This window comes from Nocardia pneumoniae NBRC 100136 (assembly GCF_000308755.1).
GTDB classification, from domain to species: domain Bacteria; phylum Actinomycetota; class Actinomycetes; order Mycobacteriales; family Mycobacteriaceae; genus Nocardia; species Nocardia pneumoniae.
Map to the genome: position 1 here is coordinate 48768 of NZ_BAGF01000058.1, position 15499 is coordinate 64266.

The window sequence follows — 15499 nt, forward strand, 5'->3', positions numbered from 1 at the left end:
CTACCTGCCCGCGCCGAACAGCAAAGCGCTGTCGCCGAACTCGTGCCACAGATAGCCGGTGGCCACCGCGACGTCGTAGGCGGAGGCTACGGTTTGCTCGCCCGCCACGGCGACCAGTAGATCCAGGTGTGACGCGCCGGGAGCGTGCCATCCGGTGATCAGTCCGTCGACCACCCGAGCCGGGCGGTCCGCCCCTAGTACGAGCTCGGTCCAACCGTCGGCCGCGTGCACCAGCCCGGATGGGTCGGCGGCGGTCTCCAGCGCGCGCGTCACCGTCGTACCCACCGCGATAATGCGTCCACCCGCGGCTGTGGTGGCGTTCACCAGTCTCGCCGTCGCGGCGGGGACGACGAACCGTTCCGGGCTCGGCGGCTCCCCGGACTCCGGTGAGGAAACGCCCGTGTGCAGGGTGACCGGCGTGAGCGCGACGCCCGCGGCGATCAGGTCCAGCACCAGACGCTCGGTGAACGGACGTGCCGCACTGGGCATTTCCGCGCTGCCCGGCACCCTGCCGAACACCGTCGAGTAGTAGGACGCCGACCACCGCTGGGGCACATACGAATACGTGATCGGACGCCCGTGCGCGGCCAGCAACCGGGGAACATCGGTGGTGACTTCCGTGATCCAGAGCCGTCGCGCTCCGGGCAACCACGGCGCGCACAGGGTTGCCGCGGCATCTGGAAGTCGCAGCAGGACCCCTGGCGCGAGTCCCTCCGACGGATAGGGAGTGCGCTGTGTGGTGCGCACCTCCACTACCCAGCGGCCGTCGTCCAGCCAGGTGGAGAAGTGGAGCACGACCGGCTCGCCGTCCAGCGTGGCGTCGACCGCGGCGGACATGGTGGCCGAATTGTTCACCACCACCAGGTCGCCCGGCCGCAAGTGATCCGGCAGTTCCCGGAACCGGGCGTGGGTCAGCCCGGAGTCGGCGACGAGCAGCCGGACCTCGTCCCGCGCCAGGCCCCGCGCCTCGGGCGGGGCGGCGGCGTCGCGCTCCGGGCGCAGGACGAAAGACGGCCGGTCGGCCTGCACCGTCATGACACCCGCCCGACCCGGAAATCCGCTGCCGCGTAACGCCCGCTCTTGGGTTTGTCCGCCAGCAGCCGCAGCAGAGCGGGGACCACCGTCTCCGGTTGCGGCCGATCCGAGATGTCGACGCCGGGGAACGCCGCCTGATGCATCTCGGTGCGCATATCGCCGGGATCGAACGCGTAGATCGACAGCTCCGGATGCTCCGCGGCCAGGATGGCCGTGAGTTGATCGAGCGCGGCCTTCGACGAACCGTATCCGCCCCATTCAGGGTAGGGCTCCACCGCCGCGTCGGAGCTGATGTTCACCACGCTGCCGCCGGGGCTCAGCAGCGGCAGCGCGAACTGCAGGATCGCCAGCGGCGCGACGACATTCGTGCGGAACACGCGCTCGAGCTCGTCGAGCGGGTAGTCCGCGAGGCGCGGCAGCGGACTCGGCCCCAGCCTGCTGGCGTTGTTCACCACCAGAGCGAGTCCACTCGCGCCGCGGGCCGTGTCGGCCAGCCGCGCACGATGGACCGGGTCGGTGACGTCGCCGGGGACCGCGACGAACGCCGGTCCCAGCTCGGCGGCCACGGTCGCCAACCGGTCGGCGCGACGCGCGGTGCCGAGCACTCGCCATCCCTGCCCGATCAGCGCCCGCGCGAGCGCCGAGCCGAATCCGGCCGATGAGCCGGTGATCAGAGCGGTCGGACGAGACATGATGACCTCCTGGTAGTTCGTCCTACCGGTCGATCCTCATACCTCGAGTTACCTTCAGGTCAAGCGCCGGTCACTCCTCGGCGGCGGCGTCTTCCGCGGCCGTCTCCGGCGTCACCGCCTCGGGGCCGCCCTCCAGCAGCCGCCGGAACCCGTCCTCGTCGAGGATCGGCACCCCGAGTTCCTCCGCCTTGGCGGCCTTGGATCCCGGCGCGTCGCCGACCACCACGAACGCGGTCTTCTTCGACACCGAGCCCGCGGCCTTGCCGCCGCGCAGCAGGATCGCTTCCTTCGCGCCGTCACGGGTGAAGCCCTGCAGCGAGCCGGTCACCACGATGGACAGGCCCTCAAGCGTGCGTTCGATGGACTCGTCGCGCTCGTCCTCCATCCGCACGCCCGCGGCGCGCCACTTCGCCACGACCGCGCGATGCCAGTCGACGGTGAACCATTCCGACAGCGCCGCCGCGATGGTCGGGCCGACACCGTCGGCGGCGGCGAGCTCCTCGACCGAAGCCTGCTGGATGCGATCCAGGCTGCCGAACTCGGCGGCCAGCGCACGCGCCGCGGTGGGACCGACATGCCGGATCGATAGACCGACCAGAACCCGCCACAGCGGCCGGTTCTTGGCGGCGGCCAAATTCTCCAGCAGGCGTTTGCCGTTGGCGGACAGGCTGCCGTTCTTGTTGGCGTACAGCGATGTGGTGAGCAATTTCGCCTCGTCCAGATCGAACAGGTCGCCCTCGTCGGTGATCGCGCCGGATTTCAGCAGATCGATCGCGCCCTCGTAACCGAGCGCCTCGATGTCGAAGGCGCCGCGGCCCGCCACGTGGTAGACGCGTTCACGCAACTGCGCCGGGCAGTACTGCTGGTTCGGGCAGCGGATGTCGGCGTCGCCCTCCTTCTCGGGCCGCAGTTCGGTGCCGCATTCGGGGCAGTGCGTCGGCATGACGAACTCGCGTGCGTCCTCGGGGCGCGCGTCCACCACCGGGCCGAGCACTTCGGGGATCACATCGCCCGCCTTGCGGATGGTCACCGTGTCACCGATCAACACGCCCTTGCGCTTGACCTCGGCGGCATTGTGCAGGGTGGCCATCGCGACCGTGGATCCCGCGACGGACACCGGTTCCATCACCGCGAACGGCGTCACCCGGCCGGTGCGGCCGACGTTCACCTTGATGTCCAGCAGCTTGGTCGTCGCCTCTTCGGGCGGATATTTGTAGGCGATCGCCCAGCGCGGAGCACGCGAGGTGGAGCCGAGACGGCGCTGCAACGCGGTCTCGTCGACCTTGATCACCTGGCCATCGATCTCGTGCTCGATATCATGCCGGTGCTCGCCCCAGTGGGCGACCCGTTCGATCACCGCGTCGATGCCCTGCACCCGCCTGGTGTGCTCGGAGACCGGCAGGCCCCACGTGGCGAGCGCGCGGTAGGCGTCGTATTGCGAGGTCGGCGTGTAGCCCTCCATGCGGCCGAAGCCGTGGCAGATCATCCGCAGCCCGCGCCGCGCGGTGACCGACGGGTCCTTCTGCCGCAGCGAACCGGCGGCGGTGTTGCGCGGGTTGGCGTACGGCGGCTTGCCCTCGGCCACGATGGCGGCGTTGAGCGTCTCGAAATCCTCCAGCCGGAAATAGACCTCGCCACGGACCTCCAGCAGCTCCGGGATGGGGAACTCGTCGCTGGGCGTCAGCTCGCCGGGGATGTCGTCGATGGTGCGGGCGTTCAGCGTCACATCTTCGCCGGTGCGCCCGTCGCCGCGGGTGGCGCCGCGGACCAGGCGCCCGTTCTGGTAGACGAGGTTCAACGCGACGCCGTCGATCTTGACCTCGCAGAGGTAGTGCAGATTCGGCCCGGTCTCCGCCTCCACCCGGGCGGCCCAGGCGCGCAGCGCGTCGAGATCGAACACGTTGTCCAGCGACAGCATCCGCTCGAGGTGGTCCACCGCGGCGAAATCGGTGGCGAATCCGCCACCGACGATCTGCGTCGGCGAATCGGGCACGCGCAGGTCGGGGTGCTCGTCCTCCATGGCCTGCAGCCGCCGCAGCAGCGCGTCGAACTCGCCGTCGGAGATGACCGGCGCATCCTTCACGTAGTAGCGGAACTGGTGCTCGCGCACCTCGTCCGCGAGCCGCTGCCACTCCACCCGCTGCTCCGGCGTCGCCGGGGGCGCCGCACTCTCGCTGTCACTCACCCATCGCACATTAGCCGAGCCCACCGACAGGACACCGCCGTGTTCCCGCACGTCCCCGCCCTGGCCAGCAGGAAATCCGAACGGTTCGTTTCCATGGCCTGCCGTGGCCGAGTCGCTGGTTCTCAGGAGAACGACAGCTCTTCCGGCTCCTCGGCATACGCTCGCGCGACCTCGCTGACGAGACGAAGCGCGCGGCGGCTCCACTCCAGCGAACCGCCCGCCAGACCGCAGGCGGGACTGACCGCGACCCGCTGTGCCAGCGTGCTACGGGCGAAGCCGAGCCGGTCGATCAGCCGGACACCGGGCTCGGCGTAATCGCGCCAGGTCACGCGGGTGGCCGGTACGCGAGTCGGAACGACGCCGAGCACCAACTGCTTACCGGCTTCGAGGGTTTCCCCGACTTCGTCGAGTTCGCGGGTGCCGATCGCGTTCAGGTCGAAGCCGATCGCGGCGGCGGCGCTGCGGCGCAGCAGGCCGAGCGCCGGCGGCTCGGCGCAGGTGTGCACGAGCACCGGGGCGGACTGGCCGGTGATCACGGTGTCCAGCACGGCCAGCGCTTCCGGCTCGGGCAGGGCGCGCACGGTGTTCAGCACGCTCACACCCGGCAGTGAGCCGTCGAGCACCGCGGTCGAGGATGGTTCGTCCAGCTGCAGGACGACCTGCGCGCCGAGCCGCTTGCCCACCTCCGCGACATGCTGGGCGAGCCCCTCGGCCAACGACTCGGACAGATCCCGCACCGCGCCCGGATCGGTGAGCACACGATGGCCGCCGGGCAGCTCCACTTGGGCGGCCAAGGTCAGTGGGCCCGCGGCCTGCACCTTGACGACGCGGCCGCGGCCGGACGAACCGGCGTTCTCCCAGGCTTCCTCGAGCGCGTCCAGATCGGTGCGCAGGAGGTCGTGGGCCCGCCGCGACACGGCTCCCGGGCGCGGCGCGAGCCGGTAACCGCGGGGCGTGGTGTCGAAACGCAAATCCACCAGCAGCGCGGAGGCGCGCCCGATCAGATCGGCGCCCGCGCCGCGATTCGGCAGCTCGACCAGGTGCGGCAGCTCGCCGAGTTCGCCGACGATGGTGGCGGCGGCTTCCCGCGGATCGGTACCCGGCCAGGACCCGACTCCGGTCGCGATTCCGCCCCGTATGCGCAGGGGCTCGGTCACCACGTCCGTCTCGCCGTCTCGCGCCACGTCATCCCTGCCGGTCTCGTGCACCGCTGCCGTACTCCGTCCGTTCGATTCCGCCATTACCGGACTCCGCCGACTTCAGCGGCGCCACCGGCCTCCCCGTTCGTCGTCACCGCACCCGCAGCAGGCCGAACGACAACAGCGGCCGGGTCACGATCACCGCGCCGCCTCGGACCCCGCTTCGCTCGTGACTCGCTCGCGCGCCGTCGCGGAGATGGTCCCGCTGCCGATCACCTCGTCGCCCGCCGGATCGGGACGGTAGAGCACCACGGCCTGGCCGCGTGCGACACCGGTCAGCGGCTCACGCAGCCGCACCACCAAGCCGTCGCCCACCGCCTCGGCCACCGCGGGCGCGGTGCCGCCGTGCGCGCGCACCTGCGCCACGCAGTCGATCGGGCCCGCGGGCGCCGAGCCCGAGGTCCAGATGGCGCGCTCCGCCTCGACCGTCCAGACGCGCAGGTCATCGGCCGAACCGACGCGGACCGTGCCGGAATCGGGATCGATGCCGGTCACGTACCGCGGCTTGCCGTCGGCCGCGGGGCCCGGCAGACCGAGGCCCTTGCGCTGCCCGATGGTGAACCCGTGCACGCCCTCGTGCCGCCCGAGCACCTGACCGTCGGCGTCGACGACCGCACCGGGCCGGACGCCGATCTTCGCGCCGAGGAAGGCGCGGGTGTCGCCGGACGGGATGAAGCAGATGTCGTGGCTGTCCGGCTTGTTCGCGACGGCGAGCCCGCGTTCGGCGGCCTCGGCGCGGATCTGCGGCTTGGGGGTGTCGCCCACGGGGAACATCGCGCGGGAGAGCTGCTGCGCGGTCAGCACCGCCAACACGTAGGACTGGTCCTTGTCGGCATCGACGGCGCGGCGCAGCACGCCGTTGTCCAGACGCGCGTAATGGCCGGTGACCACCGCGTCGAAGCCGAGCGCCACCGCACGGTCGGCCAGCGCGGAGAACTTGATCTTCTCGTTGCAGCGCAGGCACGGATTCGGCGTCTCGCCCGCCGCGTAGGCGGCCACGAAATCGTCGATCACGTCTTCCTTGAAGCGGTCGGCGAAATCCCAGACGTAGAAGGGGATGCCGAGCACGTCGGCGGCGCGCCTGGCGTCACCGGCGTCCTCCTTCGAGCAGCAGCCGCGCGCCCCTGTGCGCAGCGTGCCCGGTGTCGCCGACAGCGCCAGATGCACGCCGACCACCTCGTGACCGGCGTCGACGGCACGCGCCGCCGCCACGGCCGAATCCACACCACCGCTCATCGCGGCGAGTACCCGCATCAGACACCTCCTTTCGCACCGGCCAGACCCGCGGCCTTGGCCCGTTCCACCACCTGCGGCAGTACTTCCAGCAACGCGTCGACGTCGGCGCGGGTCGAGGTGTGCCCCAGCGAGAAGCGCAGCGACCCGCGCGCCTGCCACGGCTCGACGCCCATGGCGATCAGCACGTGGCTCGGCTCGGCCACACCCGCGTTGCACGCCGAACCGGTCGAGCATTCGATCCCGGCCGCGTCCAGCAGCATCAGCAGTGAATCCCCTTCGCAGCCGGGGAAAGTGACGTGCACGTTGCCGGGCAGGCGCCGTTCGCCGAGAGGTCCGTTGAGCACCATGTCCGGGGCCGCCGCGCGGACACCCTCGATCAGCGCGTCCCGCAGCGCGACCAATTCCGCTGTGCGCGCGGGCAATTCGACCGCCGTCTGGCGCAGCGCGGCGGCCAGGCCGACGGCAGCGGCGGTGTCCGAGGTCCCGGAGCGCAGGTCGCGCTCGTGTCCGCCGCCGTGCAGCAGCGGCACGCACGGCACATTCCTGCCCAGCAGCAGCACGCCCACGCCATGCGGGCCGCCGACCTTGTGCCCGGCGAAGCTCGCCGCGGACAAGCCGCTGGCGCCGAAATCAATCGGCAGCTGGGCGGCCGCCTGCACCGCGTCGCTGTGCATGGGCACCCCGAATTCCTGGGCGACGGCGGCGAGTTCGCCGATCGGCTGGATGGCGCCGACCTCGTTGTTCGCCCACATGATGGTGACCAGCGCCACGTCGTCCGGGTTCTCGGCGAGCGCGGCTCGCAGCACACCGGGCGCGACCATGCCCTCGGCGTCCACCGGGAGCCAGGTGACCTCCGCGCCCTCGTGCTGCCGCAACCACTCCACGGCGTCGATCACCGCGTGGTGCTCGATCCCGCTGGCGATGATCCGGTTGCGGCCGGACTCGGCGCGGCGCGCCCAGAAGATGCCCTTGACCGCCAGGTTGTCGCTCTCGGTGCCGCCGGAGGTGAAGATGACCTCCGAAGGCCGGGCGCCCAGATCGGCGGCGATCGACTCGCGCGCCTCTTCCAGCACCCTGCGGGCGGCGCGGCCCGAGCCGTGCAGCGACGACGCGTTGCCCGTGGTGTGCAGGGCAGCCGTCATCGCCTCGATGGCCGCGGGCAGCATCGGTGTGGTGGCCGCGTGATCGAGGTAGACCGTCTGGGGCGCCGCACCGTTGACCGGACCCGAAAAAGCCGACTTCATGACCGATAAAGCCTATCCCACCCTGACCTGCGCACCTTTGGCCGTCCTCCAGCCCGCTTCGATTTACCCACGATTCGCAACCCGCTGACTACCTTCCGGTATTCCCGAGGGCCGACCGTCGATCGCGACGGCGCGGCCGACCGAGTGGGCGGCATGCATGGACCGGACCGGCTATCCGGTCCGCGGGGATCGTGGAACCCCTCGTCGTTGACATCGGCAATACCTCGAATTACCTTTGCTATCAAAATTGATTTGTTAGCAAAGTAATTCCCTTTTCCCGCGCCCCGCGCGGCGCGATCACCACGCACTGGAGGACGGCACCATGGCCCGGCCAGGAACAGACACCATCGAGGTCACCCAATGGATCCGCGATACCGCCCATCCGCTGGACGGCACCGACGTGGACGCACCGACGACCGACCTCGACGCACTGGCCGATCAGGCGAACGGCGTAGTCGTCGCCGGGGTCGGCACGACCACCCGCGCGGGACACGAGCTGTCCCAGATGGCCCACCGCGTGCTCCGAGTACTGGTGGAGCGGAAGGGATTTCGCGCACTTGCGCTGCTGGACGACGAGACCGTCGTCACGGCGATGGACGACTACATCCGCACCGGCAACGGTGATCCGCGGGCACTGCTGCGGGATGCCTGGGTGCCATGGCGCACCAGCGAGACCCTGGCGGTGCTGGAATGGGCACGCGAGTTCAACCGCGCACACCCGGATGACCCGCTGCGGTTGTTCGGGTTGACACCGGAAGCCGCCAAGCCCTCGCACTATGCGCGGGTAACGGAGTTCGTCGCCGCCGTCGCACCGGAGCGGCTCGACGAGCTCACCGCGCACTACGCGCCGATCATCACCGCTCACCAGCTGGGTGAGCACGTCCAGCGGGCCAACGGCACCCATCCCGGACGCCCCTTCGTCGACCACGCCCGAGACGCGCTGACACTGGTCCGGTCGCTGCGCGGCGCGGACGCCGCGGTGACGGACGCGGCGCGACTGATCGTGCGATATCACGAATTCAGCACCGCCTCGGGCCGCCGCGACTTCGCCGCCGAAGCCGCGGACGCCGCCGACCGTATCGCCGACTGGCACCGGAACACCGGCCACCGCATCGTGTACTGGGAAGGGGCATCCAACACCGCGGTCGCGGAGCGGCTCGAGCTCGCCGCGATGTCCCAGCACTTCCCCACCACGGGATTCCTGCTGCGCTCGAGGTTCGGCACCGGCTATCTCTCGATAGCGATCGCCTTCCACGCAGGCGAACTGCGCGCGAACCTCACCGCCCCGACGCCCTCCGCGGAATTCGCCGACTCCGTGCTCGACCTCCCCGAACACACCGGTTACCTACTGGACCTGCGCACGCCACTCGCAGGCGCGGTACACCGCTGGCTGCACCGGCCGAGCCGCCTGCGGCTCATCATCGGCACCTACGATCCGGATCACGACACCGACCACTACATCGGCGGCGCCGGACTCGGCGATTGGTTCGACATCCTGCTGCGAATCCGCACCATCACCCCGACACACCCGCTCCATCCCCCACACTGACCGGCAGCCCGACAACGAGCCGCGATGCGCGCCATCGCCCCTCGAGCCAGGCGTCCAACCTCCTCGTGGTCGCCACGCCATCCCGGCGCTCCGGCACAGCCGCTGGGCGCATTCGCAACGTCCCACCCGGGCCACGGCCAGGGTCCTCGACCACAACCTTGTCAACGGCCCTCGCATAGGGCTCGACCTGCAAGCGCCTGTGTCGCAGGACAAATGGTCCATCCACACCTATTGAATGAACCGTTATATAGCGGTACGTTGGGTGGCGTATTGATCGCTGCCCGGTAGATGCGAAAACGGCTATCGAGCTGGGAGAAGCAAGCGGTCATCCGTCGAACGACAGAGGAAGTTCCGATGTACCCAAGCACCCGCCATCCCGGACGGACGCGACGCGTGCTGGCGCGCGGCGCCGCGGCGTCGATGCTGGCCCTGATGCCGATCACCGCCGTCGCCGTGCCCGCACTGGCCGACCCGATCGTGCTCGAGCCCGCCGACGAGCTCGACGCGACGCACGGCCGCCCCGGCCACGGCCACGGTCGGCACGGTCACGACAGCTGGAACCGGGGTCGCCACGACGACTGGTTCCACGGCAGGCACGACGACTGGAACCGCGGACGCCACCGCCACGACGACTGGCACCACGGCAGGCCGGGATGGAACGACTTCCGGCCGCCCAGCGGAAGCGGATTCTGACGCCCGTCCCACCGTTGACGGAGCGGGCCGACCGTTTCGGCTCGCTCCGGTCTCCGGGCCGCCTACCGCGCCGTAACGGCGCCGCGGCGACCGCGCAGCGACGGGAGGCGTCGCGGCCTGCGTACCTCCGGCCCGTCCGCCGTGACGGATGGGTCCTGGACCCGGGTGTGTCCCGCCTCGATCCACATTGTGTCGTCCACCGCCCCGTGGCGTGATCGATCCGCGCCGCGCACGGCCGCTTCGCAGCGCCGGGCCAGCTCACGCCGGTCCGAGCCGGGCTGTTGCACCGGTTCGAGCACCACCTCGGCGATCATCCCGCGCGACCGCAGGACCCGTCGCGCGGACGAGGCGACGGTGTCCACGCCGACGAACCCGGGCACCGTGCACGGCACGCCGTGCCGATCCAGATACCGCAAACGCACCGGCTGCACCGGGACGCCCCCGTCCACCGCCGCTTGGAACAGCGCGGGCCGCATCGTGCCGTAGGCGCGGCCACACCACGTGGTGCCCTCCGGGAAGACGCCGATCCGCTCGCCCGCGGCCAGCCGCGCGCCGACCGCGGCCACCACGCCGGGCAACTCCCGCAGGCGTTCCCGCTCGATCGGGATGACCCGCATCAGCTTCGCCAGCTTGCCGATCATCGGCCAGTCCAGCATGTCCGCGCGGGCGACGAAACCGAGCGGCTGCACCGAGGCCAGTGCGACGATGTCGGTCCAGCCGATGTGCCCGGTGACGATCAGCACACCGCGGCCGGGCACGCCGTAACGAACCGGCGCGAGCGCGGCGCCGCCCTCATCGGCGACGCCGTGCTCGTCCGCGGCCGCCCGGTTGTCGACGACGCGCAATCGCATGCCGAGACAGCCGAGCAGCAGCCGCGCGTACCCCCGCTGCATCGATTCACGTTTGCCACGCGGCGTCATCACGTGCGCGACCGGGTAGCTGAGCAGTAGTCCGGCGACCCCGGCCAGCCGGGCGGCCACCCGTCCCGCGCCGACCTTGTCGATCGAGTCGAGGCAGCCGGGACCGCATGGGCTCGAAGGCATCCACGCGTGCGCGGTGGAGACGGCGGGCGGCGCGTCGAAGACCACGGTCCTCACCGTCCTCCGTCGAAGGTGGCCGCGGCATCCCGTAATCGGTTGAGGTAGCGGGTGTTGATGGTCTCCAAGCCGAGCAGCACGACGAAATCGGCGACCGCGAAATCGGGGTCGTGCGCGGGCTCGCCGCAGATCTCCGCGCCCAGCCGGAGGTAACCGCGCACCAGCGGCGGAAGCTTCGGGCGTGACGGCGGGGTGAGGTCGTCGAGAGTCTTGCCGTCGACGACCACCGGGTTGTACGGATGCACCCGGCGCTCCGGGTCGGAGGCGTGGCGGCCGAGCAACATGTCGCGCACGCCGCGCACGTTCACGCCGGGCGGGTCGGCCGGGGTTCCCTGCATCGGCACCGACACGCAGCCCATCACCCAGTCGTAGCCGGTGAGCTGGATGTAGTGCAGGATGCCCGCCCACATGAGGGTGAGCACCGATCCGTTGCGGTGCTCGGGCACCACGCAGGCGCGGCCCATCTCCACGATCCGCATGCCCTCCGGATCCAGTTGGGCCAGGTCGAATTCCGTCGCCGTGTAGTACCCGCCCGCGGCGGCGACCCTGTCCGGCGGCAGCATTCGGTAGCAGCCGACGAACTCACCGCTCGCGTCGTCCCGCACCAGCATGTGGTCGCAGTGCTCGTCGAAACGGTCGGCGTCGAGTCCGGTTCCGTCATCCGGGATCTGGAAGCCCGGCTCGCCTGCGAACACGCCGTAGCGCAGCCGCTGCGCGGCCACCCGGTGCTCGAGGTCGGAGGAGACCACCAGCGAGTAGCGCGACCGTTCCTCCCCGGAGCCCGACGGTCCAGCCGGGGCTGTCAACACGGACGAAATAGTCATATCCATGATGAAGCCAGTCCGACAATGCGACCCAGCAACCTCGAAGTGTCGCGTCGATGCCGGTTCGGTGAACGAGACGGCAGTCACACCAACCGTTCACCGAACGGTTCCATCGCGTTCGTCCATCCGCATCGCAACCGCATCCGACATGCGGCTCATCGCGCGATTCGCCGTTTTCGGCCAGCGGGGCGAATCGCGCGTGTTCCGAACCGGAAAACGATCACATCGGCCCAACCCCGTTTTTCGAGCGAAGCGAGACCGAGCATTCCCCGTTCGCGGCCCGGCTCGCGCCTGAGTGGCCGACGCGCAAGCGGCGGTCGCTCAGGCGCGAGCCATGAGGGGGCCGCGAACACGCAGCGCCGCAGGCGCTGCAAATCAACGCAGCTCAGGCCACGTAACGTTCTGGAGCGCCTACCGTCGTCAACGGCGCCTCCTCCTCGGCGAAGCCGGGGCGTCCGGTGCCGACGAACGCGACCAACCACGAGGCGACCGCGGCGAAGCGGTTGCGGAAGCCGACCAGGTACAGCAGGTGCACCGCGAGCCACATGACCCAGGCGATCACGCCGCGGAAGGTGATGTGCTCGTTGAGTTTCACCACCGCGCTGAACCGGCTGATCACCGCCATGCTGCCCTTGTCCCAGTACTTGAACGGGGTGCCGGGCTGCTTCTTGCGGCGGATGATGTCGGCCGCGTGCCTGCCCTCCTGCATGGCCACCGGCGACTGCCCGGGGTAGCCGTTGAGCGAGGTCATGTCGCCGATGGCGTAGATGTCCGCGTACCCGCCGACGGTGAGATCCGGATTGATCAGCAGGCGGCCCGCCCGGTCGGTCTCGACGCCGGTGGCCTCGGCCAGGATCTTCGCGAATCCGCCCGCCTGCACACCCGCCGACCAGACCACGGTCTCGGCCGCGATGCTGTGCTCCACCCCGTCCTTGCCTTTGACGGTGACCTTGCCGCGCTCGATATCGGTGACGAACGTGCCGAGCAGCACGTCGACGCCGCTGCGGGTCAACGACTTCTTCGCGTATTCCGACAGCCCGCCGCCGAACGGGGGAAGCACCTCGCCCGCGCCCTCGACGAGTGTGACCGAAATCTCCTGATGGTAGTGCCGTTTGGCCAGCTCCTTCAGCTGACCGGCCACTTCGACACCGGTGGCGCCCGCGCCGACCACGACGAAGCTCAGCAGCCTGCGCCTGGTCTGCTCGTCGGCTTTCGCGGCTTCGGCGAAGACGCGTTCGATCTGCGCACGCAACCGGCGCGCGTCGTCGATGGTCTTGAGCGAGAAGGTCTTCTCGGCGAAATCGTCCCGGCCGAAGTAGGACTGGCTCGCGCCGGTGGCGGCGATCAGCGAGCCGTAGCGGATCCGGTGCCGCATGCCCTCTTTGGTCTCGTAGGTGACGATGGCCTGGTCGGGGTCGATGGCGACCACTGTGCCGAGGCGCACATCGGCCTCGCGGTGGCGGCGCAGGACGCCAGCGATCGGCGGCGCGATCTCGCCCGATGTGAGCACACCGGTCGCTACCTGGTACAACAGCGGCTGGAACAAGTGCTCGGGCGTGCTGGAGATCAGCACGAAGTCCACCCTCGACTTGGCCAGCTGCTTGGCGGCGGCGAGCCCGCCGAACCCCGATCCGACAATGACGACACCCGCGGTTTCGATTCCCGCATCCACGTACTGCATGACAGCCTCCTTCTCTCATTACGAACCGTGATCCGGAGGGCGGATATTTCAGGTGTCAGGGCGCATAATTTAGATGACTCTTATCTTGATCCGTAATTAATTGGAGGCGCTGTGGAACTTCGGCAGCTCACCTACTTCGTCGCGGTGTGCGAGGAGCTGAGCTTCAGCGGCGCCGCCGCGCGCTGCTTCATCTCACAGTCGGCGATCAGTCATCAGATCTCCCGGCTCGAGCGCGATCTCGGCGTACAACTGTTCGAACGCTCGACCCGCTCGGTCGTGCCCACCGACGCGACCGCTCGGCTACTTCCGCTGGCGAAGCAAATGCTGAGCTTGGAGTCGGCGATTCGCGCCGCGGTGCGCACGGTGGGGCCGCGAATCCGGTTGGCCGCGAACATGTCCTTCGCCACCCGCTCGCTGTCGGCCATCGCGGGCGCGCGCGCCGCGCACCCGGAAGCCGAAATCGAGTTCGTGATCAAGCCGTTCCGCCAGCGCATCGCAGCCGTCACGGACGGGGACTGCGATCTCGCGCTGATTCGCGGCAGCGTCGACCAGCCGGGGCTCGTGGTGGAACAGCTGTGGGTCGAGGATCTGGTGATCGCCACCTCCAGCGCGCATCCACTGGCGACCAGGGACGTGGTGACCCTGTCCGATCTGAGTTCGTATCCGCTGCTGCTGCCGCCGGAACAGGAACAGGTCCTGCTGCACACCGTGATTCGCAACGCGTTCGCCGAGCTGCCCACGGGTCCGACCTTCGGGCCGCCCATCCCGCCCGACCACACCGCGACGATGGAGCTGATCAACCGGCCGGAGGCGTGGACGGTGCTCTACGCGGAGAGCACCACCGAGGGACTGGTGGTGCTGTCGCTCACCGAGCACAAGCTGCGCGTCCCGGTTTCGGCGGTGCTGCGTTCCGACGCCAAGCGTTCACCGATCCTGACCACCCTGCTGTCCGCGCTGCACCGCTGCTGAGGTGGTCTTTTGGGGCGGCGGTTCGTCGCGGGGCCATGCCGCCCTACCTGCGCCGGTGACTCTCGAGACCGAACAATCACCCGGTCAGCAGAACGAGCTGGCCCTGACCGCTCCAGTCAGGGCCACACGCAGCTCGGGATGAGGGGTAGACGAGGCGTTCCCGCGGAGAAGCCCGGTTCAGCTCACCCACGGCGGGGTGATGCGCGTTCCGTCCGCGAGTTCGCCCGCGAAGCCGACCGGTGCGATCACCATCAGTGTGGCGGGATCCTCCCCCGGATTGTCCAGGCGGATGGCGGATTCGGCGGGGGCGACGGCAGCATCCCCCGGTTCCAGGGCCGATGATTCACCGTCGACCGTTAATGTCACTGCGCCACCGAGGAGTACGAATGCCTCCTCGCGAAGGATGCGGTGTTCGACACCGATGGTTCCGGCGGCGATCTCCAGCCGCCACACACATAGCTCCTTGCTGCCGATGGCGGGACGGATGAGCGGGGTGAAGCGGGCGTCGTGCATCTCGTGGACGGTGGTCTCCGCGGCGCGGACTACCGGCATTTCCATCTCCTCATGTAGTCAACCTTCTTGACTAATATAGTCAAGCACATTGACCACTTTGTCAAGTGTCAGGATGCATCCATGCCCGCTTCCGTCCCGCCGCCCGCCCAGGACCTGCCACTGCTGTTGCTCGCGGCGGCCGCGCAAGTCACCGACGCCATCCACACCGGCGTGGTGACGGCGGGATTCACCGATGTCCGTCCATCGCACGGATTCGCCTTCGCGCGGATGGCGCCCGACGGCGCGACGGTGGTCGAGATCGCCGAGCATCTCAGCGTCAGCAAGCAGGCCGCGAGTCAGCTCGTGGACGAGTTGGTGCGCAAAGGGTATGCGCGGCGCAACCCGCATCCGCACGACGCACGAGCCAAGCTCATCACGCTGACCGAACGCGGCTGGGCCTGCACCCGCGCCGCGGACGCCGCGGCGGCGGAATTCACGCAACGCTGGGCCGCGGCATTGAGCCGTGCCGACATCGTCGATCTGCGAAACATGTTGGCCCGCGTGGTCACCCCGGGCCGCGTGCGGCCCTCGGCGTGGTAGCTT

General features: G+C 69.6%; 14 protein-coding genes. 4 read left to right on the forward strand and 10 right to left on the reverse strand.

From position 1 onward, the window contains the following. The 6 genes from ON34_RS18615 to ON34_RS18640 all read right to left on the reverse strand — a co-directional run bounded on the left by ON34_RS18615 (nt 1) and on the right by ON34_RS18640 (nt 7591). On the reverse strand, nt 1-1035 hold the full coding sequence (locus ON34_RS18615) for an S-adenosylmethionine:tRNA ribosyltransferase-isomerase (protein ID WP_040780911.1): 1035 nt from the start codon (nt 1033-1035) through the stop codon (nt 1-3). After that, nucleotides 1032-1727, reverse strand: coding sequence for an SDR family NAD(P)-dependent oxidoreductase (locus ON34_RS18620; RefSeq protein ID WP_040780913.1), 696 nt, complete (start codon nt 1725-1727; stop codon nt 1032-1034). The genes ON34_RS18615 and ON34_RS18620 overlap by 4 nt, the downstream gene beginning before the upstream one ends. A gap of 70 nt (nt 1728-1797) precedes the next feature. After that, on the reverse strand, nt 1798-3912 hold the full coding sequence (gene ligA, locus ON34_RS18625) for an NAD-dependent DNA ligase LigA (protein ID WP_040781174.1): 2115 nt from the start codon (nt 3910-3912) through the stop codon (nt 1798-1800). 122 nt (nt 3913-4034) lie between these two features. After that, on the reverse strand, nt 4035-5069 hold the full coding sequence (locus ON34_RS18630; protein ID WP_040781176.1) for a methionine synthase: 1035 nt from the start codon (nt 5067-5069) through the stop codon (nt 4035-4037). Nucleotides 5070-5249: 180 nt separating this feature from the next. Next, nucleotides 5250-6365: a tRNA 2-thiouridine(34) synthase MnmA gene (gene mnmA / locus ON34_RS18635; RefSeq protein WP_040780916.1), complete on the reverse strand. Its 1116-nt coding sequence runs from the start codon at nt 6363-6365 to the stop codon at nt 5250-5252. Next, nucleotides 6365-7591 carry a cysteine desulfurase family protein gene (locus tag ON34_RS18640; RefSeq protein ID WP_040780917.1) on the reverse strand — a complete coding sequence of 409 codons (1227 nt, stop codon included), beginning with the start codon at nt 7589-7591 and terminating at the stop codon, nt 6365-6367. Before ON34_RS18640 ends, mnmA begins: the two co-directional genes overlap by 1 nt. Before the next feature lie 322 nt (nt 7592-7913). Between ON34_RS18640 and ON34_RS18645 the strand changes: the two genes are divergently transcribed. Together ON34_RS18645 and ON34_RS18650 are read left to right on the forward strand one after the other, a co-directional pair. Further along, nucleotides 7914-9140, forward strand: coding sequence for an erythromycin esterase family protein (locus ON34_RS18645; RefSeq protein ID WP_040780918.1), 1227 nt, complete (start codon nt 7914-7916; stop codon nt 9138-9140). Between the two features lie 354 nt (nt 9141-9494). Continuing rightward, nucleotides 9495-9833 carry a hypothetical protein gene (locus ON34_RS18650; protein ID WP_040780920.1) on the forward strand — a complete coding sequence of 113 codons (339 nt, stop codon included), beginning with the start codon at nt 9495-9497 and terminating at the stop codon, nt 9831-9833. 62 nt (nt 9834-9895) lie between these two features. Here ON34_RS18650 and ON34_RS18655 read toward each other — a convergent pair whose 3' ends face one another. The 3 genes from ON34_RS18655 to ON34_RS18665 all read right to left on the reverse strand — a co-directional run bounded on the left by ON34_RS18655 (nt 9896) and on the right by ON34_RS18665 (nt 13435). Continuing rightward, complete coding sequence (locus ON34_RS18655; RefSeq protein WP_040780922.1) at nt 9896-10930, reverse strand: lysophospholipid acyltransferase family protein; 1035 nt, start codon at nt 10928-10930, stop codon at nt 9896-9898. Next, nucleotides 10927-11754, reverse strand: a complete 828-nt coding sequence (locus ON34_RS18660; RefSeq protein ID WP_040781178.1) for a GNAT family N-acetyltransferase — start codon at nt 11752-11754, stop codon at nt 10927-10929. Before ON34_RS18660 ends, ON34_RS18655 begins: the two co-directional genes overlap by 4 nt. Before the next feature lie 385 nt (nt 11755-12139). Then, nucleotides 12140-13435 (reverse strand): NAD(P)/FAD-dependent oxidoreductase, encoded by a 1296-nt coding sequence (locus ON34_RS18665; protein ID WP_040780924.1) that lies wholly within the window; start codon nt 13433-13435, stop codon nt 12140-12142. A gap of 111 nt (nt 13436-13546) precedes the next feature. On the opposite strand from ON34_RS18665, the gene ON34_RS18670 reads away from it, so the two are divergent. Next, entirely contained in the window at nt 13547-14404 is an 858-nt protein-coding gene (locus tag ON34_RS18670) for a LysR family transcriptional regulator (RefSeq protein WP_040780925.1), read from the forward strand. A 177-nt stretch (nt 14405-14581) separates the two neighbouring features. On the opposite strand, the gene ON34_RS18675 is transcribed toward ON34_RS18670, so the two are convergent. Next, nucleotides 14582-14956: a cupin domain-containing protein gene (locus ON34_RS18675; RefSeq protein ID WP_040781179.1), complete on the reverse strand. Its 375-nt coding sequence runs from the start codon at nt 14954-14956 to the stop codon at nt 14582-14584. A gap of 81 nt (nt 14957-15037) precedes the next feature. On the opposite strand from ON34_RS18675, the gene ON34_RS18680 reads away from it, so the two are divergent. Next, nucleotides 15038-15496, forward strand: a complete 459-nt coding sequence (locus ON34_RS18680) for a MarR family winged helix-turn-helix transcriptional regulator (protein WP_051022826.1) — start codon at nt 15038-15040, stop codon at nt 15494-15496. Nucleotides 15497-15499: the final 3 nt, after the last annotated feature.